This is a genomic window from Lysinibacillus sphaericus OT4b.31, assembly GCF_000392615.1.
GTDB classification, from domain to species: domain Bacteria; phylum Bacillota; class Bacilli; order Bacillales_A; family Planococcaceae; genus Lysinibacillus; species Lysinibacillus sphaericus_B.
This window is the reverse complement of the sequence record NZ_KB933398.1, coordinates 3,070,082-3,091,032: the sequence shown is the minus strand read 5'-3', so window position 1 is coordinate 3,091,032 and position 20,951 is coordinate 3,070,082. Positions and strand designations below refer to the sequence as shown.

At 38.1% G+C, this 20,951-nt stretch carries 20 protein-coding genes; 8 read left to right on the top strand and 12 right to left on the bottom strand.

All coding sequences use genetic code 11. The features are described 5' to 3' along the window. The first annotated feature begins 174 nt into the window (after window positions 1-174). Window positions 175-711 carry an isochorismatase family protein gene (locus tag H131_RS14195; RefSeq protein WP_010859868.1) on the top strand — a complete coding sequence of 179 codons (537 nt, stop codon included), beginning with the start codon at window positions 175-177 and terminating at the stop codon, window positions 709-711. Between the two features lie 308 nt (window positions 712-1,019). On the opposite strand, the gene H131_RS14190 is transcribed toward H131_RS14195, so the two are convergent. Then, window positions 1,020-1,529 (bottom strand): PCYCGC motif-containing (lipo)protein, encoded by a 510-nt coding sequence (locus H131_RS14190; RefSeq protein WP_010859867.1) that lies wholly within the window; start codon window positions 1,527-1,529, stop codon window positions 1,020-1,022. An 80-nt stretch (window positions 1,530-1,609) separates the two neighbouring features. After that, window positions 1,610-3,922 (bottom strand): YhgE/Pip domain-containing protein, encoded by a 2,313-nt coding sequence (locus H131_RS14185; RefSeq protein WP_010859866.1) that lies wholly within the window; start codon window positions 3,920-3,922, stop codon window positions 1,610-1,612. A 197-nt stretch (window positions 3,923-4,119) separates the two neighbouring features. Between H131_RS14185 and H131_RS14180 the strand changes: the two genes are divergently transcribed. From H131_RS14180 to H131_RS14165, 4 genes are all read left to right on the top strand, one after another. After that, window positions 4,120-4,599, top strand: a complete 480-nt coding sequence (locus tag H131_RS14180; RefSeq protein ID WP_010859865.1) for a thioredoxin family protein — start codon at window positions 4,120-4,122, stop codon at window positions 4,597-4,599. 963 nt (window positions 4,600-5,562) lie between these two features. Beyond that, a complete protein-coding gene (locus tag H131_RS14175) occupies window positions 5,563-6,264 on the top strand; it encodes a tetratricopeptide repeat protein (protein ID WP_010859864.1) in 702 nt (233 codons plus the stop codon). 291 nt (window positions 6,265-6,555) lie between these two features. Next, the gene (locus H131_RS14170; protein ID WP_010859863.1) at window positions 6,556-7,113 is read left to right on the top strand and encodes a hypothetical protein; all 558 of its coding nucleotides are present in this window, start codon (window positions 6,556-6,558) and stop codon (window positions 7,111-7,113) included. A gap of 183 nt (window positions 7,114-7,296) precedes the next feature. Next, on the top strand, window positions 7,297-7,950 hold the full coding sequence (locus H131_RS14165) for an alpha/beta hydrolase (RefSeq protein WP_010859862.1): 654 nt from the start codon (window positions 7,297-7,299) through the stop codon (window positions 7,948-7,950). 548 nt (window positions 7,951-8,498) lie between these two features. Here H131_RS14165 and proC read toward each other — a convergent pair. After that, window positions 8,499-9,299 carry a pyrroline-5-carboxylate reductase gene (gene proC / locus H131_RS14160; protein WP_010859861.1) on the bottom strand — a complete coding sequence of 267 codons (801 nt, stop codon included), beginning with the start codon at window positions 9,297-9,299 and terminating at the stop codon, window positions 8,499-8,501. Window positions 9,300-9,606: 307 nt separating this feature from the next. Here proC and cyoE point away from each other — a divergent pair, with 307 nt between their 5' ends. Continuing rightward, window positions 9,607-10,557 (top strand): heme o synthase, encoded by a 951-nt coding sequence (gene cyoE / locus H131_RS14155; protein WP_010859860.1) that lies wholly within the window; start codon window positions 9,607-9,609, stop codon window positions 10,555-10,557. 38 nt (window positions 10,558-10,595) lie between these two features. Here the strand turns inward: cyoE and H131_RS14150 are convergent, their stop codons facing one another. Continuing rightward, window positions 10,596-11,330 (bottom strand): metallophosphoesterase, encoded by a 735-nt coding sequence (locus H131_RS14150; RefSeq protein WP_010859859.1) that lies wholly within the window; start codon window positions 11,328-11,330, stop codon window positions 10,596-10,598. 284 nt (window positions 11,331-11,614) lie between these two features. Between H131_RS14150 and H131_RS14145 the strand changes: the two genes are divergently transcribed. Together H131_RS14145 and H131_RS14140 are read left to right on the top strand one after the other, a co-directional pair. After that, window positions 11,615-12,124, top strand: a complete 510-nt coding sequence (locus H131_RS14145; RefSeq protein WP_010859858.1) for an RNA polymerase sigma factor — start codon at window positions 11,615-11,617, stop codon at window positions 12,122-12,124. Beyond that, window positions 12,117-13,073, top strand: a complete 957-nt coding sequence (locus H131_RS14140; protein WP_010859857.1) for a hypothetical protein — start codon at window positions 12,117-12,119, stop codon at window positions 13,071-13,073. Before H131_RS14145 ends, H131_RS14140 begins: the two co-directional genes overlap by 8 nt. Before the next feature lie 537 nt (window positions 13,074-13,610). Here H131_RS14140 and H131_RS14135 read toward each other — a convergent pair. The 8 genes from H131_RS14135 to ispG all read right to left on the bottom strand — a co-directional run bounded on the left by H131_RS14135 (window position 13,611) and on the right by ispG (window position 20,865). Continuing rightward, on the bottom strand, window positions 13,611-14,054 hold the full coding sequence (locus H131_RS14135) for a helix-turn-helix transcriptional regulator (RefSeq protein WP_010859856.1): 444 nt from the start codon (window positions 14,052-14,054) through the stop codon (window positions 13,611-13,613). A 184-nt stretch (window positions 14,055-14,238) separates the two neighbouring features. Then, window positions 14,239-14,643, bottom strand: a complete 405-nt coding sequence (locus H131_RS14130) for a hypothetical protein (protein WP_010859855.1) — start codon at window positions 14,641-14,643, stop codon at window positions 14,239-14,241. Between the two features lie 158 nt (window positions 14,644-14,801). Further along, the gene (locus H131_RS14125) at window positions 14,802-16,133 is read right to left on the bottom strand and encodes a hemolysin family protein (protein WP_010859854.1); all 1,332 of its coding nucleotides are present in this window, start codon (window positions 16,131-16,133) and stop codon (window positions 14,802-14,804) included. Window positions 16,134-16,165: 32 nt separating this feature from the next. Next, window positions 16,166-16,507: a MerR family transcriptional regulator gene (locus H131_RS14120; protein WP_230491902.1), complete on the bottom strand. Its 342-nt coding sequence runs from the start codon at window positions 16,505-16,507 to the stop codon at window positions 16,166-16,168. Window positions 16,508-16,764: 257 nt separating this feature from the next. Then, window positions 16,765-17,955, bottom strand: coding sequence for a YbfB/YjiJ family MFS transporter (locus tag H131_RS14115; protein WP_010859852.1), 1,191 nt, complete (start codon window positions 17,953-17,955; stop codon window positions 16,765-16,767). Between the two features lie 151 nt (window positions 17,956-18,106). Next, complete coding sequence (locus H131_RS14110; protein WP_230491901.1) at window positions 18,107-18,592, bottom strand: hypothetical protein; 486 nt, start codon at window positions 18,590-18,592, stop codon at window positions 18,107-18,109. A gap of 560 nt (window positions 18,593-19,152) precedes the next feature. Continuing rightward, window positions 19,153-19,737 (bottom strand): 5' nucleotidase, NT5C type, encoded by a 585-nt coding sequence (locus H131_RS14105; RefSeq protein WP_010859849.1) that lies wholly within the window; start codon window positions 19,735-19,737, stop codon window positions 19,153-19,155. A 12-nt stretch (window positions 19,738-19,749) separates the two neighbouring features. Beyond that, window positions 19,750-20,865: a flavodoxin-dependent (E)-4-hydroxy-3-methylbut-2-enyl-diphosphate synthase gene (gene ispG, locus H131_RS14100; RefSeq protein ID WP_010859848.1), complete on the bottom strand. Its 1,116-nt coding sequence runs from the start codon at window positions 20,863-20,865 to the stop codon at window positions 19,750-19,752. Window positions 20,866-20,951 lie beyond the last annotated feature (86 nt).

Here is a 20,951-nt window from a genome sequence, read left to right as displayed (position 1 = left end):
ATTTGAGCATAATAGTGCCAGGCACGCACACAATTCAAACACAATCGATACGTTTTTAGGGTTTGCGCTACTTCTGGACAATTCGCCGACTCTTGAAGGAATAGCATAAAACTCAACATAAACATAAAATTTTCGGTATAATTAACTGTGAATATTGAGATAAGGGGTGTTTTAATGTTTACAGTAGAGGAAGCTTGTCTTGTTGTGGTTGATGTACAAGGCAAATTAGCGACAATTGTAGATGACAGTGAGGCTGTCATTCAAAATGTAGCAAAATTAGTACAGGCTATGAACGCACTGGAAGTACCCATTCTATGGCTCGAACAAAATCCAAGTCGTTTAGGTGGCACAGCGCTAGACATTGCACAGCACCTACAGGGGCAACCGATTGCTAAAATAGCCTTTAGTGCATGTCAGGAGGATGTTTTTGTCGATGCAATGAAGGCAAGCGGCCGTACACAGTTTATTGTGACAGGTATCGAAACACATATTTGTGTGTACCAAACAGCAAGACAGTTAAAAGAGCAGGGCTTTGAGGTCGAGGTTGTAGTGGATGCCGTATCTTCACGAACAAAGGCGAACAAAGAGATTGGCCTTGAAAAATTGAAGGCACTAGAGATTTTGCCGACGAGTACAGAAATGATTCTATATGAGCTACTTCAAAGAGCGGATCATGCACATTTTAAAACAGTATTACAACTCATTAAATAAGTTTTTAGATTGATGACAAAAGGTATTCGGAATGATCACATGCCGAATACCTTTTGAAATTTTATCAGAAATAGTAGTTTGAATAACCCCTATTAGCAACGACAGTAGTACGCTACGAATAACTATTTTCTTCCATTTTTGGTCTTTGCGATGTCCAAAATGAAGCCATGCCTGCAAAAGCGTCCGCCGTAGCGGAAAGCAACGGGTTCATATATACTTCAATGTTTAAAAGAAAAAAACTGTAAACAACTCAATTTTTTGAGTTTGTCTATAGTTTAAACTCATCAATACGATGAGTTTTTTGTATTTTAAGCGGGCATCTCTGTTGGAGTTGGTTTGGCATAGCCATTTTTATAAGTGTCATCGATCGTTTGACGAATTTCTTTTAGGCTCATACCGTCTTTATGCATTTTTGCTGATTGTAGGGCAATTTCTAAACATACCATACAACGGGTACCATGATCATCCCACACCATTGTCCCATCTTCACGTTTTTCTTGAATGAAGCAGTTCAAATTACTTTTATGCCCAGCGGATTCACCGCAACCACAGTAACATGGCATCCATTCTAGAATCTCTGTTGATTGACCAGCAATTTGATACACCAGTCGAATATTTTCTGACTGACTATCTAAAAAAGATGGTAGCACATCAGCACCGGCAGTTTCCTCCTGAATATCTCCAGAAGCATGATCATGCCCGTCATGTGAGCTTTCACTTTGTGATTCGGTTGGTTGTTGTTCAATTACTTGTTTTTCTTCTCCACATGCACTTAAAACGAGTAATGCCATAACAAAAATAGATGTAAGTTTTTTCAAAGATAGCGCCTCCTACATGTTTACAATGCTTCCATTATATCATCGTTCGACTGAACATATATAGAAGACAAGGACGATTATCAATGAAATATATCTGAACCACGTGTTTTGTTCATTAAAAGTTCCATTTTTTCGCTCAATAATTTTTTTAAGAAGAAACCAAACAGTATAAAGAATAACCAAAACCCTAGTAAAAAAGTGAGATCTATCCAAACTTTTGTCCATATGATGCCACCAACTGCCTCACGCATCATTTCAATTGCGTAGGTAAAAGGTAAAAATGGGTTTAGGGATTGAAAAAACTTTGGTAATAATTCAACAGGGTATGTGCCACCTGAACCTGCAATTTGCAAGACCAGCATAACAATCGCTAATGCTTTGCCCACATTTCCAAATACAGACACAAGCGTGTAGACCACTGTGACAAATACAATGCTAATAACAAGACCAAATAATATAAAATAATAGGGCGCACTGATTGAACCGTCTAGCATGATAACATCACCAATTGTAATGATAAGTGTTTGAATAAAGGAAAGAGTAGTAAATGTTAGTAAGCGGCCAAAATATACTTCACGCACACTATAGAGCTCTGTCTGGTGGATATTCACTGCAAGAAGTGATATCAATAATAAACAACCAACCCAAATAGATAACACTGTATAAAAAGGTGTGATAGCTGTTCCGTAATTAGCGATGGGGAACATTCTATGTTCTTCTAGTTTAATGGGTTCTTCAAAGAAATCTCGTTCGGCATTAACATCATTTTTTAATAATTGCACGATTTCGGATAGATCTGCTTCATTTTCAAGTGTTCTGAGCTTATTTGCCAGTTCGATAATTTTTTTGCTTAACGTAGGAAAATCTGATTGTGCAACAGCAAGGGTATTATTTGCGGTAGCTAATGTTTTTTGCGCATTGGTTAATAATTGTGTGGCCTGTGGAATAATTGTTTGTACCTTTGTCAGCATGGAGGAGGCATTTGTTAATGTATTTTTTGCAGTTGTCAAAGTCGTTTGAATTTGTGGCTCTAGCTGATTAACGTAGTAACTAAGAAATTCATTTATTCGATTTGCTGCGTTTTGTGCGACTAGTTGTACATCAGCTATGTCTTTTTTTATGGTCTCCTCATCTACATGACCCAACTGCTGTAAATTTCCAGATAGCTCTATTAGGTTAGATTTTAGCTGATTTAAGGCAGTTAGTGAGCTGAAGGAATAATCGCTTATACTAGGATTAACTTGCAAATTGCCTTGAAGGGTTTCAAGCTGTTGTATAATTTGCTTACTTGCTAACGGATGAATGACATCTTGTGAATCAGTTTGTTGAAGTGAAGTAAGCACGTTTTGTAAATCTTTTTCAAGTTGTTGTCGAGTCGCAGTCTCCGCTTGGGTTAATTTTTTTAATGCCTCGAGTGTTTGAATGCTGCTATTTACTTTCTGCAGAGACAAATTTACTTGGTTTTGAAGGTCCTCTTTGGCTTGCGTTAAGCCAGATGTATCTAAATTGGCATGTTCTAGTTTTTCAAAAAGTTGGGTAAATTGATTTGCTATATTTTGTACGGTTTGTAAATCCTTTTTGACAATTGGAGATAATTTATTGAACACCGCTTCAGCCTCATTAATAAGTTGTAATCCTTTTTGAACAGTAGTAAGTCCGTCAGTTGTCATTTTTTGAACTTCGGGGATTTGCGTTGTAGCTTGATTCATTAATTTTTCTGCTTTTTGCGCATCTTTGGATGTTTGAGTTAGAAATGATTCAATATCTGGCAGATGTTGTTCGATGGTGAAAATATAGTTTTCAAATTTTCTAAAGTCTGGGATGTCTTGTTCCATTTCAACGCCAAGTGTATTGAAAATAGAAAAAAGTGTTCCATTGACGGTGGATATAAATTCACTGGAAACTTGTTGGGTTAAAACACTGGCTCCTTTACTAGTAATTTTGGGCGCAATCGGATTAATTTTTTCATTTACATAATAATCGATGTGCGCTTTTGTCGGTTTATCAGTAAGAATTGACGTCAGCTTTTCGGAAAAATCAGTTGGAACAATGATGACTGCAAAATAGTCGCCGTTATTTAAGTCAGCGACAGCCTTTTGCCTTGAAGTAAATTGCCAGGCAAAATTTTTATTGGCATTTAAATTAACGGTTAATTCCTTTCCGATATTTATATCTTCTCCCTTTACAGTTGCTCCGGTGTCTTCATTGACAACGGCAATCTTCATATTTGCTGTATGAGCATAAGGGTCCATCGAGGCGTAAATATTAAGCCAGGCATAAAGAGAAGGTAAAAAGATGAGTCCACCAATAATGACAGCAACTACCCAGTTTGTTAATATGTTATGGATATCATTTTTATAAATTTTGAAAACATGATGGAAAGTGTGTTTCATAGCTACATTTCACTCCAAATTCATTTTGAGCATTTATAGGTAGTAGTTTTCCAAAAAACATCTTAATTATGTTTGAATAGTGAGAAATCTTAAGTTCAAAGACTAATTAGTTTACTAGGATTTCAAAACACTTTATAATCAATTCCGGATACACTAAAACTAGGATGTTTTAGTGTGAAAAAGGAGGAGCTTGTCCATTGAAAAAGCTATTAATTATCGGATCGATTATTGTTGTGTTATTTGCAGCGGTGATTGTGCTAACAAATGTGTCTAACAATAACAAACTATCGAGTGGAAATAACCCATACGGTGACAAAAAATTAAAACAAGAAACAATTGACCAATTGGATGATGAAAATTACCAAAACATTATGCTCCCTGACGAGCTAGAAGCAAAAATCGAAGCAGGTGAAGATGTGAATGCTTATTTCTTCAGTCCAATTTGTGTGCACTGTCAAGCTTTCACACCTAAGTTAATGCCAATTGCTGATGAGCTTGGTGTCGATATTGCGCAAATAAATGTCTATGAGTATGATGAGTTATGGGATAAATACGGCATTAAAGCAACACCAACATTCATCCGTTTTGAAGATGGCAAAGAGGTAAATCGTTTCGAAGGTGCGTTACAAGAGGAAGACTTACGTGCATTCTTTAATTCAGAAGTATTAAAAAAATAGCTTTACAAAGTCACTGTCCAAAATTTACTTTTGGACAGTCTTTTTTCTTTTAAAATAGAACTATCTATATGAACCCGTTGCTTTTCACTACGGCGGACGCTTTTCGCGGGCATGGCGTCAGTCTCCTCGTCGCTACGCTCCTGCGGGGCCTTCAGCTCATGCTATTCCCGCAGAAGTCGCCGCCTGCGCTCCAAGCAACTCGTGTACGTCTAAAAATGATTGTGGTGATGGATAGGATGATGAAAAATAGCACCATTTGATCAATTAGACATGCTGCCCAATTGATCAAATGGTGACTGAAGACTCTATATGAACCCGTTTCTTTCCGCTACAGCGAACGCTTTTCGCGGGCATGGCTTCAGTCCATATCTGTCAACTTTAGATTTCCAACCATTCATTTGTTTAATTTTTCAAGAAGAATGGTGTGTTTTATTTCTTTTGGAGTAACTGTATATTTTTCGGTGTCTTCATAAAAATGACTCCTTCCAAAAAAGATTTGTATTTATCCATACCATCTTTTTCGAAAGAGTACACATTTTTGTTAAGTTGACAGCTATGATGGCTTCAGTCTCCTAGTCGCTCCTCCACCTGCGCTCCAACCAACTAGTGCAGGTCTATCGATGACAATTATGAACGTCGCATTAAAGATTCAGCTATATTTAAACAGATTTTCTATCGCATCTTAAAAGAAATCGTGTATGCAGGATATGTGTCCTTTTATTTCCAGGAAATTTCGAAAAACTAACCACAAAAGACGAGAGTACCATTGTCGATGCCTTTTGAAGGCTGGCTCTTTCTTTGGCGTCACTTTAAAGAATGATAGAGTAAGCTAGAATAGACCTGTTGATTGTGGAATGTGTGGAGATTGCTTGGACTTTTAGTTGTAAAAAGCATTCTATCTTGTCATGTTTTTTGTAGTGTATACTATACATACTGATGAATTGTAAAATGGGGGAAAGATGTATGACAATGGATGATTATTTTTACAATGGAGAGTTGATGAGATGTTATGAAATGGCAAAGCAAGTAGCTGAAGGACCTGACAAGGCATTAGCTGATAAATATATTGCTTTACTTGAGGGGTATGATTTTGCGAAATATCCAAAGCCAACACTTTCAGTAGAAATACAGCATGGTGAACGAGCTGATGAAAGCTATCCTGAATCAGCTGTTGTCGTAGAAATTCGTGCTATAAAGGATGAGGCTGCATTTGCGAAGCGTGTGAAAGAACTTGAGGAAATGGCGAAAACGGGCACAGCGAACGAAAAGGCGCAATCCTTCTTTACTCAGGGCGAGCTATTCCTATTTGCCCATCATTATAATGAAAGTGTGCATTGTTTCAAACAGGCAGTGACGGAGAATCCAAATAAGGGATTATATTGGGGGATAACGGGTCAAACGATGCATCGCTTTGGCTGGATGCCGTTTGATGCACTCGGTTATTTAGAGCAAGCAATTATTCTTGATCCAACAAATGCACGTTGGAAGTGGAATAAGGCACTCGTTCTTATCCAATTAGCAAAAGATTTACAAATGGCTCCTTTTATAGCGAATGCCGCTATTACATTAGAGGAAGCACTTGCTGATTGTGTTGAGCATCAGCTATCGTTAAAAGAGGCTATCCAAAATACCATTACCAATATGGATAGCTATGTATTTTCATAAATTAAAGCGCCATGACTGTCCAAAAATATTGGACGGTTATCATGACAATGCGTACATAGAAACGCTTGTAGGCGAGTAAGACAATAGAAACAAGCAGGATTACCGTCGATTAAGCAGTTGACCTTTTATTGAGTCAGCTATTTGGTTGAGATGAGCCAGGATGTCCTTGAGTTTCATTGTTATTCCAACAACCATGTGTACAAGCCTAAACGTTGCCCGTTTATTTATGTCCTACAATCATGGTATGATAGATGTGAAATGATTTGTAGATATAAAGGACGGGTTTTTATAATGGCACAAGAAGTGGCGAATAAATTTATAGAAAATGTATGTAACCATTTAGTTCGAAACATGAATATTACCCAGGTCGAACAGCATTTTAAAGAGACCATTACAATGCAGCGAGAGTCTGTGCAATCACAAACCGCTTTTTGGGATATGCTGATGATGAATATGCTATATTTCACAGAAAATGAGCAAATTTGGGAAAAAGAATTTTTAAAAATGCTTGTAAAAAAACAGTGGTTAAAGCCAACTGTACTTGAAGAAGAGCTACTGATGCACCAAATGCGTATTCGTCAGCAAGTTGCTGAACAAATGGATACAGCAAAGGAATTGTTCCATCAACAGTATGAAACGCAAGGCTTAACAGAAGAAGATATCGTTTATGATTATGCCTATAGTTCAGCAGGACATTCAATGCGCATGGATTTATTGACGGTGCTAGTATCTACTCCAGAACAATCGAAGGTACTTTTTGATGCCGAGCCACAGGAAACAATTCGTATTATCAATGGTTATATTGCTTATCATACAGATGGTCTCATCAACAAAACCAAATTAATGTAATGATATTGACTCCCTTCCTTTGTGCAGTGGAGTCTTTTTATTGCAGTGAGTCTTACAAATGCTGAAGTAGGAGTAAGATTTACGTTTTTAGATGAGATAAGAAGTAAATAAACCAACATTTGTGCAGGACAATAATTGAGTATGGTAAGATAGTAGTAATGTTATTTGAAAGGAATTTTGCCCATGAATACACCATTTACATTTAAACATACACAACCGTCCAATATGGACCCACATAAAAAATACCCAGCAATCTTTTTACTGCATGGTATGGGCAGTAATGAGCATGACTTGCCGCAATTAGTGCAAAATTTCAAAGAGCAGTGCCATATTTTTAGCTTACGTGGTCCAATTACACAAAAGCCAGGCTATGCATTTTTTACGATACAAGAAGTCGGTAAGCCAGATCGTGCAATTTTCGATCAGGTGTTAGTGGCTCTACAACGTTTTATGCTTGAAGCGATTGAAGAATATCAAATCGATCCACATAAAGTTTACGTAGTAGGCTTTAGTCAAGGTGCAGTTTTAGCGCAATCCCTGGCTTTCGTCATGGGGAATTTAATTCGTGGTGTTGTAGCACTTAGTGGATACATGCCGAAATTTGTAACAGAAGAGTACGCTATTCGTCCAATCAATCATCTACAAATATTTATCTCACATGGTGATTATGATTACGTTATACCATCTCAGTGGGGCGTTGAGAGCAAGGAAATGTTTGAACAATTTGGTGCACGTGTAACATTCAAGCAGTATCCAGATGGGCACGGTGTCACACCAGAAAATATGCAGGATTTAGGTGTGTTTTTAGCAAAAGAATTACTAGACAACGTGCATTAAATGACAAAAAACAGGGTGTCTCAAATGATTATGATTTGAGATACTCTGTTTTTATGTGATAGTGGTGTTCTTTTTATTAATGGATAATAGACAACCTCAAAAAACTGAGTTTGTTTACAGTCTCTCTTCTTTTAAATATAGAAGTATCTAAATGAACCCGTTGCTATAGCTACGGAGGATGCTTTTCGCGGGCATGGCTTCAGACTATGGCTTCAGACTCCTCGTCGCTACGCTCCTGCGGGGCATTCAGTTCATGCTATTCTTTGCAGAAGTCGCCGCCTACGCGCCAATCAACTCGTGTACGTCTATAAATGATGGAGGTGATGGATAGGTTGACGAACAATAGTAATAGTGAACGACATATCATTAGAAATGCTGACAATGGACCAAATGGTGCCTGAAGACCAGTTAGTACGTAAATTGGAAGCTGCTATTGATTTTAATTTTATCTATTCATTTGTAGCATCTCAGGTCTCGAAAATACTTAGTGTTTTCAAGACCTTTTTCTTCGAACGGAGCCGAATTCTATCAGAGAAAGACGTTCTGCGTTATTTTGACAAGCTACGATCTTTATCCGTTACCGCTGCAACGGCATCATGAATCGTTGTTTCAAAATGATTACTTTGTAGGGAGGATACACCTTGAATAGTAGTACCACCAGGTGAACATACTTGGTCGACAAGTGACCAGGGGTGTTCTTGTGATTGTAATATCATTTTCGCACTGCCAAGTACTGCATTTGCAGCGATTTCGAGCGCCATATTTTTAGGCATACCTTCACGTACTGCCGCTCGAGCTAAAGCATCAATATACATATAGGTAAATGCTGGTGAAGCACCGCCAATGGTTGTGAAAATCGAAAATAAATGTTCTGGTACTTCGATAATGGTACCAACAGTTTCGAATAAAGTTGTGACAAATTGAAGCTGTGTTGTTGTGACTTGTTCACTTGCCATATAACAGCTTGTAGAAGCACCGATCAGAGCATTGATGTTTGGCATAACACGAATAATGGGTGTGACCTCTGATAAATACCCTTGTAAGTACGTTAAATTTTTTCCTGCGGCAATAGAAACAATCACATGCTTTTCTTGCAAATACGTTCTTACTTCAGGTAAAACATCGGGTAACATTTGTGGTTTGACGCCTAAAATAATAACATCACAAGTTGACATTAACTCTTCTATAGAGTCAGTTGCTTGTATGCCATAAGAGGTTGCTAATTTTGTTGTTTTTGCTTTTGTACGATTATAGCCGTATATAAAATTGGACTGGAAATCACCGCTTTTGCACATCCCTTTAATAATGGCAGTGGCCATATTTCCTAGGCCAATAAATCCGTATTTCACTGGGTAACACTCCTTCGTTTAGTAGAACATACATATAAGTATAGAACAGAAAGTTTTTCTTGAATAGCAATATGCAGGAATGAAGGCAATACGGTTCAAATTCATGACAGTCGGTGGTATCATAGAAGGAGTTGTGAAATGGACATGCATCGTTTATTTACGAAATCATGTACTTTATGTGAACTTTGAGACATACTCGTTCCAAAAGAGGTAAAATAATAATTTGATATGTTTGATGCAAAATTTGTCGCTTTCTATCGGGGGAGGAAAGCGTGTAGAAATTATGAGAGAAAAGGAATTAAGATGAATGGAACAGAATCTAAAAACGGAGCACAATCCACAATCTGTAGAAACAACTTTAGAGAAGCATTCGCGTTCTGATATTTTGGCGCAGACAGTGAAAACTGGGATTATTAAGTCCAATTTAATTCCCATGTGGGCTGGATTGGCGCTAGGTATGTATAAAAATAAAATGACATTAATGGGTAATATACCAGAAATAATTTTTGCAACAATCGGTTCTGCTCTCGTAATAGGGGCAGCAGGAGCATTTAATAATGTGTATGATCGTGATATTGATGCCATTATGCCACGTACAAAAAATCGCCCAACTGTAACAGGGGAAATGTCAGCGAAAGCAACGTTGATGCTTGCTATTGCTATGCTCATTGTTGGGGTAGGAGTACTAGCACTTGCTTCACCACTTGCTGCACTATTTGGCTTCCTAGGCCTCTTTTTATATGTAGTGCCTTACACAATGTGGACAAAACGTCGCACAATTTATAATACGGAAATTGGTAGTATATCGGGAGCTGTACCTCCGTTAATCGGTTGGTCCGCTGTAGCATCTGATATTACGCACCCAGCCTTAATGGGTTTATTTTTTGTGATGGTGATATGGCAGATGCCTCATTTTTACGCCATTGCCATTCGTAAGCGTGTTGATTATGAAGCGGCAAGTGTACCGATGTTACCTGTTGTTAAAGGAATGCGTCGCACTTACTATCAAACGAACTTTTATTTGATTTTACTCATTTTATCTAGTTTTTTATTCGGTTCATTGAGCGTAGGTATCATGCTCGTTGCGTTATTATTAAGTGTAGCATGGCTTGTGATGAGTATTTACGGCTATCATAGCAATAAGGATCAAGTGAAGTGGGCGACGAAAATGTTTGTCTTCTCTCTATTTCATATGACAATCCTATTTTCAACGGTTATTATTTACTCATTGGTAGGCGTTATATTTAAATTATATTAAGGATATTGAAATTGTATAGAAAAGGACAGGCCAACAAGTTATTCTTCGCTTGTTGGCTTTTCCCTTTCCACGGAGGTTATGTGGCAACTCGGCCATTCCAAGGCATGTAGTTGACCACCAAAAACAGCTCCACCATCAATTCCTATTATATTATTTTCCCCAAAATAGACATTGAAATTGGTTGGATCGTGGTGAAGCCTATAAGTTGAGGTATGCCCAAAAATCACGGTTTTTTCCCCTGCATAGTTTGCATGAAACTCTTCTCGAATCCATAATAACTGCAAGGGATCAGTATCCTCTATAGCTATACCAGGCACCACTCCGGCATGGACAAAAATAGCATCTTCTAATTCAATATAGGTTTCAAACGTTTCAATTAACTGTAAATGTTCTTCGAGCTTAGGTAAAGTTTGAATAAAACTAGGTAATGTATCGCTGTTAAGGGCCTCTTCAAAGTCTTCTGCCTGAAAGCCATAGCTTGACAGTGTTGCATCTCCCCCGCAAAGACTAATCCAATGCTTCCAAGACTTAGGAAGGCCTGAGCGACAGGCTTTTAACATAATAGCTTCATGATTGCCAAGCAAAACACGAGCACCCTTTGCTTGTAGTTCACTTACTAAATTTAAAACCCCGCTAGAAGAAGGTCCTCGGTCGATATAATCACCAAGTAAAAATAACTGATCTTGAGTAGCATCATACTTTACCTTTACTAATAATTCTTCAAAAAGGTCTAATTCCCCGTGGATATCACTAATTGCTAGTATTCGTGTCATAAAAACAGCATCCTTTCCAGTATAAACGCGGTTACTATTAAGTATAGAGAAATGTTCTTCAAAATTCGACTGTTCTACTTTGAGCATGTTTGACGGTTACTACATCAACGATTTTTAACTATGAGTAAGTAAGACATCCAAGTAACAGTGACCCCGTCCATATGTATTAACTAATAGTCAGTGTGTATCTCTACTGATAATAGTTTCACTTTATCATATGTCGGGGTGATGCCATTTCTTTATTCATTCGTCTATAGAGTTGAGGTAGGAAAGGAGGGAAATATGTGCTACAACAATTTCAACAGGACTATAAGATGCATAGTGATGCCATTTATAAATACATTTATTATTTAGTAGGCAATAAGGAGATGGCCGAGGATTTAACGCAGGAAACGTTCTATAAAGCCTTTCAATATTTACATACATACAGACAAGAATCAAACGTTCATACGTGGCTACGTAAAATAGCAAGAAACCTAGTATACGACCATTTTCGGCGCAAGAAAATTTTGCGATTTATCCCGTTTGTTCATAACGAATGTATTCGAGATGAAACTGTACTACCAGAGGAATTTCTAATAAAAGGGGAAGATTTTTCAGCATTATTCCTAGCGCTTTATAAAATTAAGCTCGAATATCGAGAAGCAATTATCTTACGTTATTTAGAAGAACTTTCAGTAAAAGATACGGCGAAGTTACTTGGGTGGAGCGAGGCCAAGGTGAAAAATAATACAGCAAGAGGCTTACAGACACTAAGAAAACACTTAGGGGAGGAGGGGTTAACTTATGAATGAAAAGCTAAATCATTTGTTACAGGAAATGCAGGAAGTTAAGCGAAACGATGCAGAAAAGGAGGAAACCTGGAGAAAACTACAGGGGAGATTGCAGAAGAAGACAAGATCCAACCACTGGCAATATCGGACGGTGTTTACAGTGGTACTTGCGATGTTAGTACTGATTATGACGATGCTAATAACTGAAAGTAACTATTCGAATAAAAATGCGACCCTACCTTTGTCGAATGCTATTCGTACGGTTCATTTTTATGAAACAGATACACCCAATCAATTTAATGGCAAGGACTCAAGATTATATTTTGGTGTAGAAAAGCTCACATCAACAGCCTATCAACAGCTAGAAAAACTTTTAGCTTTACAGCAAAACACGCAATTGCCCGCAAATGTGGTAAAGGATCTTGACAGCGAAGCTTATGATTTGGTCATTACATTTCAAGATGGGCATCAACAACGTCTAAAGTGGTATCACTATGCTGCTACTGACGGCGAACTATTAATGTTGGATTGGGATACAAAAGTTTTTCACATGATTCCTGAGGCAACTGCATTAGAAGTAAGAGAAGAGATATGGCAGCTCCAGAAAGATTTTTCACACATTTCAATTAAGGGACCTATCATATTAATTGTGGCGGTTTTACTAAACGCTTTGTTGACTCGATTAATATTGAAAAAATACAAGCTTCCGAAAAAGCCAGAGCTATTCCCACAAAAAAAATGGGTGGCTGTGGATATAATTTGGGTGACCCTCTTGTTCATATTGGGGATGCTACATTTATTCAAATTTGCTCAACCGTTATTTATTGGATGCATCACGCCAGGTGTAATCATGATATGTTATTGGCAGTATTGGATTAATCGAAAGCTAACTCCGCAATCTGGCTATTTACTATTGCGTTATTTATATGTTGCATATATTTTTGTCATTTTATTTTACATGCTTTCTTAATATGAGGCTGTCCCAAAAGTAAAGCAAGAAGTTTTAGGTTTCTATTAGAAGTCATTTCATAAATATTTTTTCTATAAAGAAACACGAACATTTTTGGTAGGAGCGTAAAGAGGCGACTCCAGCGAGAAAAAAGCAAAGGATCGGTGCTCCGCGGAAAGCGTCCGCCTGTAGCGGAATATACTTATGTGATAGGAACAATTGCTTTGTTTTCTTTCATCATCTTCGCCTTTATTGATATGAAAGTGAATTATGAAATTGATTGATTCAGTATGCTATTTTTCGATAAAAGGATAATAATCACCAGTAGACTCCTACGAATTGGTTTTACGATGAAAACGTGAGTGAAAAATAGCGACAGGAAAAGGTATGGCAAGTGCATGAGATAGCAGTGCGCAATGCGGCTCATGCCTTGCCTGCGGAAAGTGAAGCGGATTTTTACCATAATAGGCGGACGGCGTTATTGTTTGAAGGACTTTTTAGATACAGTTCTAGTAGATAGACCTTGTTATGGACTATCTTGACTCAGTCAAAGGAACCTTATAGTTTCTCCCATACTTGCATGGTGATTTGCTCGTCAAACGAAGAGAGAAGGCGGTAGTTGTTGGTATCTAAAATTCGATAGTGATTACTGATAACGTTTTGCTGTAGGCGATAGCCATTGCGTTCACTAAGATTTTTCCACCATATGTAGCCACCCATTGTTTTATCTTTCGGTTGTAATGTCCCGTGATTGGCGATTAAATCGATGACCTCGAGAGGATCACCTCCGAGTTCGTGTTGTAAAATGGAGCTGTCACGGCATAGGGCACAAATGGCTACGGCTGTTGTCCAGCCTGTTTGAATACGTCCCTTTTCAATCTGGACAAGTGTTTTTTTTGAAAGACCCAGCAAATCACTCATCTGATCCTGTGTTAACGCTTTTTCTGTTCGAATTAATTTTAGTTTTTCTGTAACGAGTGTGATTAGTTGTTCCCGATTCATCCAAACACCCTTTCTTTCAGGTTGTTAAGCTCCATTATACATGAAAGTTGAAAAAGTGGGAGCGGCTATGACCGATGGAACATGTATTAAGATTGATAGAATACGCACAAAAAAATAAATAGACTGCTCAATGGAATAATCCACATTGAGCAGTCTATTTGATGTTAATCATGAGAAAAGGCTATTAATATTCGTATTTTTTCGTGTCAGAGATGACTCTGAAGTGAATGCCTTTAATTTGAGCACTTACTTTATGACGAAGTGTATCAATATCTACTAGCTCGTCTTTATCATTCACGCACTCAGCGATTTCCTGTAACAGTTTTGTGAAGGCCTCTTTGAATAGTGTGCGCATATTATCGAAGTCTAGGCTTCGGAAGCTACCGTCAATATCAAATGCCTCTACAGAATTTAACTGCTTAGAAGCACCAGCAAAACGGTCATCATACACTGTATAATTTTCGTCAGTTACAACGATTATATATAATACTTCACCTGTAATAGTTTTTAATTCGATATTTGTTTTGTGTTTTTTTACGTCGGTAATAATGTGAATACCGTCCGAATGATAAAGCTTGAATAATTTCATAGCATTGCCCCCTGAGAATAAAATCAAATTCATAGTTTCATTATATAGGGGGATGGCTAATAATGGAACAAGACAAGCACATTTGGATAGAATAGCCTATTAGTATAGTGTGATTTAAGGCATATTTAATAAAAACTATCAATAAAACAGTAGCAGGATTATTTAATTTCTGTCACAATTGCTGCTGATTTTCGTAAAGGTCGAACCTCTACATAATGTAATTGGTGACCTTGTTGTTCATAGACGCTAAATACATAGGGAGCAAGCTCGATGTTTTTGGCTATTTTATTGGCATTATTAACTGTTAAAAACCAGCCGCCTAGTGTTTCTACCTCTTCTGCATCAAGTTTGACTTGCAATAAATTTTCAACATCTTCTACAAGCATTTTTGCATTTAATATATAATGATTTTCACTTACTTTTCGAATTTCAGCAATTTCATCACCATCAAATTCATCACGGATCTCACCGACGATTTCCTCTAAAATATCCTCTACCGTTACTAAACCAGAAGTACCGCCATATTCATCCATTAAAATCGCCATATGAATACGATCTTTTTGCATACGAACGAGTAATTCATGAATTGGGATTGTCTCAATAACACGAATAACGGGATTAATAAAATTTTCAAGCACTAATGATTCGTCTGTTAACTGCTCAATCAATCCATGGGTGAATAATTCCTTTGAGTTGAGTGAGCCTAAAATATTATCACGGTCACCGTCATAAACGGGGTATCGTGTATATTTTTCTGAGGCGATAAAGTGAATGATATCTGTAAATGATTCGTTTTTTTCTATACCTACTATTTCCGTTCGTGGCACCATAATTTCGCGTGCAATGCGTTCGTCAAATTCAAAGATATTATTAACGAATTTTAACTCGTTTTTATTGATTTCACCGCTTTTAAAGCTTTCAGAAAGCAAAAGACGTAATTCTTCCTCTGTATGTGATAGTTCATGCTCAGAAGCGGGCTTCATGCCAAATAAGCCAACGAGAACACGGGCAGAGCCGTTTAAAAACCAAATGAATGGATACATTAATTTATAGAAAGCCATAATTGGTTTTGCAAAAAGTAGTGTAATCGTTTCTGCTTTTTGGATGGCAGCTGTTTTAGGTGCTAATTCTCCGACAACAACATGTAGGAATGTTGCGATGGCGAAAGCTGAACCAATTGTAAAAATTGTCATGTACTTATCGGAAATACCGACCATTTCAAAAAGTGGATGTAGCATAAATTCAAAGGTTTTTTCACCGACCATCCCGATACCAAGTGCTGTAACCGTAATACCAAGCTGGCAGGCCGATAAGTACTCATCTAAGTGATCGACGACATGCTTGGCAGAAATGGCTTTTTTATTGCCCTCTGCGATCAGTTGGTCAAGCCTTGAGGAACGTACTTTTACGATAGCGAATTCTGTTGCCACGAAAAAGCCTGTTAATGCTAATAAAATGGTAAAAATCGATAAGTTAAGTATGGTCTCCAAATAGTCGTTCTGTTAAAACAGAACGTCACCTCCTAATTATTAATGAGTAGTAGTAAAGATTGCATAAGTGCAATACTTTCAGGCGAAACATTTTTTTTGATTGTTTGTATATTTTTTTGGTCTTGTTTGTCCATCTGCGCAAGTAGAGACGTGACATCATGCTCCAAATCTTGCATTTTTAAGCGAAGCGTTTGGACATCAATTTCTTCATACGGTGTGATATTTAGTTCGTGCTGTATTTCTTCAAGTGACAGACCCTCCAGTTTGCGTTGCTCGATATAATGGAGCCGGTCAATCATAGTAGGTTCATAGTAGCGATAATTCGATGCAGATCGTTCAGCTACTAACAGACCAATATTTGTATAGTAATCAATTGTTCTTTTAGTAATGCCTGTTTTTTCTGCAAATTCGCCAATTCTTAATTTCTCTGTCCCAATACAAACACCTCCGAACCATCACGTGATACTTTGATTATAACGTGATGGTTTAATAGAATTCAAATAATAGGCTCGTATATTTCAAAATTGTAAGATTTTTTGAGAAAGTATGCACTGATTTCATGGCTGGTTCATACCAATTTTGATATGTAAATACATAGAAGCTACGCTGTGCACATGGCACAGCGTAGCTTCTATGTTTCGATGGATATACCATTATTGTGACTGTCCATACGTACATGTGTTTTGTAATGGCCGATGAGCATAATCACAAGGGCTGCAAAAACCATAATCCCAGCGAAAAGTAAGGCTGCTTTATAGCTATCATAATAAGCGGCCAATTTACCCGCAATAATCGGTCCGATAATTTGTCCGAATGCATAAAATGTTGTTAACACAGAAACCACTGCGTTACTCTGGCTAGGAAATACTTGTCTAGCATAGGATGTGGTCATCGTTACAATACCAACAAAGGTCATACCAAATAAAAACGCTGAAATGAGTACGCTAGGAACGGTTTGTGAAAAGACTGGCAGAATAATGCCGACAACCTGCATCACATATGCAACCGATAATATGGTTACAGGTGAATATTTCGATAACAGCATAATCCATACAGGGGCAGATGGCACAGCAGCTAAACCAACCACTACCCAGCTATATGAAGAATAGGCTGATAATGTAGGGATATTATGAATAATGTCTACTAAAAATGTACCCGTTATAATATAGCCAAGCCCCTCTAAACCATATGAAGCAATCAGCCATGGCATAAAACCAGCTGTCATCTTTCCGCTAGCCGTAGACACTTTCTTTACCCCATCTTGAATGGTTAACTTGCGCCATGTGACAAGGGTGATACAGAAAAAGACAAGTGAAAGAAACCCAAGTCCTAGCCATGCGCCTTTCCATGTATAAGAAAGCTCTAAGTAAGGCACAAGTAAGCCTGAAATGGCGATACCAAGCCCAATCCCACTAAATAAATAGCCAGACCATTTTGTTAAAATCACCTGCGCTAGGTAATCCATAATAATGCTGGACGTTAAGACAAAAATAAGTCCGCCTGTAACACCTGCAACAAAGCGCAACAACATCCATATAAAAAATGCCTCTGTAAGACCCATCCAAATAACCGATAGGATATTCACTATAACACTAACTAATAATAAGTATTTTTTACGTCTAAACAAAAATCCTGCCCATAAAGCCCCCAAAAAATAGCCAACATAATTGCTAGATGCTAAATACCCAGCTGTTTCTAGTGTGAAACCCGCGTCTCTCCGCATAAACGGTAAAATCGGTGTGAACGCGAAACGACTGATGCCCATCGCAATGACAAGCAACAGGACACCCCCCAGTAAAACGCCAGCATGCTTTTTATTCATAGCCAAAACCCCTTTGTGAAAAAATATAAAGCTATTATTTTAGTATATAGGAGATGAGAAGGGAGGGGTATTGAAATTAAACTTTACGTAGTAGGCCATTACATAAAAATAGCTCTTCTAGGCGAAATAATCGCTAGAAAAGCTAAGAAATTTACTTTTGTAAGTATGTATCATATAGATAATGAAGAGCCTCTTCGCCATTCATTTGGTACATTATTTCATTATTATAGACAAGCTTTAACTCGGTGAGGGCACGGTCGATTTTATCGCCTTTAATCGTGCATGTAACAGTGACCAAACCAGTTTCAGCAAGCTGTTTCTGTATAGTATCGTCCCAGCCTTGCTCAGAAAATAATGGTGGTTGCCAAGTGCCATGTACTTGTAGCTCGTTGTGCTTAGCGTCATAATCCCAGCGTACGTCACGTAAAATAGTTTTAAATAAGTCATTAGCAGTAAATGTTTTGTCGTTGTAGTCAATCGGAATCGCTCTGATCGCGTGAACATCACGGCTAACTGCAGTAGCTGCTGAGTCAGCTGCTGAGGAAATGCCAGATGCGGCATCTTTAATTTCGGTTAGTCGATCGCCACAGCCTACAAGTAATGTAGAGAGGCATATGATACAAATAACTTTGGTCATCCATTTCACAAGTAATCCCTCCAGAAAGCAAGTTGTTATTTACTATATTAGCGAAAAGGAAAACATGAAAAAAGGGCATGAGGTGATGAGATTGTGTCGTTTTTGCAACGATACTATGTGAAACTCTTGTTTTGAAGGCCATGTCTGGTAGGGAAAGGTAGAAGGTCTTAAAACTTCGTAACTTAATTCCAAAGAAAAGGAGCTGTTTGTTATGAAGATTAACGATGAAATACTGGAAAGGTTAGGAACTTATTTTGTGTATCATGCAATATACGACAACTATGGTATTACGTTCGAAAGCTTTGTTGATCGATGGGTTCGGGGGATACTGGAGGTTTAATCTGTTGAATGGCCTTTTGTTCGTAGTAAAAAAGAGTCGTGTTCAGCAAAGTGAACACGACTCTTTTTATTATGAAACAATCGTTTTTTAGCTGTTGATAACGAAGTACGTAGATATCGTCTAGGCTAACACGTTACATCTTCGTGGTCGCTCGTTTCCTTAGGTAGAGTATTACTATTGCTTCGGACGAGCAAGCAGCTGGTGGATGTATGGGCGCACTTTAGCGCAACTGTTCTTTAAAATAGTTTGTAATGAATTGATTGGCTTCTTTCCAGTTATAGACACGTATGACATTGTCAGGTACTGCAAGTCGATTATAGGGTGTATCGAATAACACAACAGGTATTTTTAACTCCTCGGCTAGCATCACTGCATTATCATGCTTATCTTCGAAGAAAGCAGCAACGTTATGCTTTTTTGCCGCTGCCAGCTTATCATGACTACCAATCAATTCGATGTGATCGTACGGGATTGCTTGAGATTTAAACCAATTCAACGTTATATCTGATACATTCTCACCACGTGCAGAAATGTAATACAACTCATAGTTATTTTGCCAAGCATTTAAAATGTCTTTAGCATCTTTGGCGGCTTCTGAAACTTCATACATGTAAGGCTCGTTTGCTTTAAACCATGTATTGAACGCCAGACGGTCTATAGGATGTGGAAATGCAGACAAAAAGTCATATTCGCACACATCATCTAATGTAATGTTGACATTATATTGCTTGTTAATATGTGGAATAAGTGTACTCGGACAGGTCACTGTGCCATCAATATCGATACCAAAACGAGGCTTTTTCATGCTAGCACCTCCTTAGGCGTTCGCTTTTTCTGCTTCTTCAGCCGCGCGTTTCTCTGCCATTTCAGTAGCCAATTTATCGATTTCTTTTTTCAGCTCTTCAACCATTGTTTTTTCAGGTACTTTACGTACTGTTTTGCCTTTCATGAATAACAAACCTTCCCCACGTGCGCCAGCGATACCGATATCTGCTTCGCGTGCTTCACCTGGTCCGTTTACCGCACAGCCAAGAACTGCTACTTTTAACGGTACATTGAGTGTAGAAATGTATTCTTCTACTTCATTGGCAATAGAGATGAGGTCAATTTCAATACGACCACATGTTGGACAAGAAATAAGTGTAGCCATGTTAGAGGCTAAACCAAATGATTTTAATAGTTCACGTGCTACTTTTACTTCTTCAACAGGATCAGCGGAAAGGGAGATACGTAGCGTGTTCCCGATTCCTTTTGACAAGATTGCCCCAAGGCCGGCAGCTGATTTTACAGTACCTGCAAATAATGTACCTGATTCAGTAATCCCGAGGTGAAGTGGATAATCAAAGGCTTTAGCAGCTTTTTCATAGGCCTCGATTGCTAAATTGACGTCTGATGCTTTCATCGACACGATAATATCATGGAAATCTAAGTCTTCCAAAATTTTAATATGGTGTAGCGCAGACTCTACCATGCCGTCTGCTGTTGGGTAACCGTATTTTTCTAAAATGTGACGCTCTAACGAACCAGCGTTTACACCAATACGAATGGGAATACCTTTAGCTTTGGCTGCGTTAACAACGGCTTCTACTTTTTCTTTACGCCCGATATTACCTGGGTTAATACGAACTTTATCGATACCATTTTCAATCGCTTTTAATGCTAATTTATAGTCAAAGTGAATATCAGCTACTAATGGAATATTGATACGTTTCTTGATTTCTGCAATCGCATCAGCTGCTCGCTCATCAGGCACTGCGACACGAACGACCTGACAGCCTGCTTCTTCTAGGCGAAGAATTTCTGCGACTGTTGCTTCGACATCATGTGTTTTTGTTGTACACATACTTTGAATGAATAATTCATTACTACCACCTATTGTTAAATTACCGACACGTACAGGACGTGTTTTTGAACGGTGACAAATTTCACTCATTAACTTTCTCTCCTTTTCGGGCCACTACTTTCAGCCGTCACTGTCATTTATTTTAGCAGTGTAAGAAAATAAGGACAAGGAAGAAA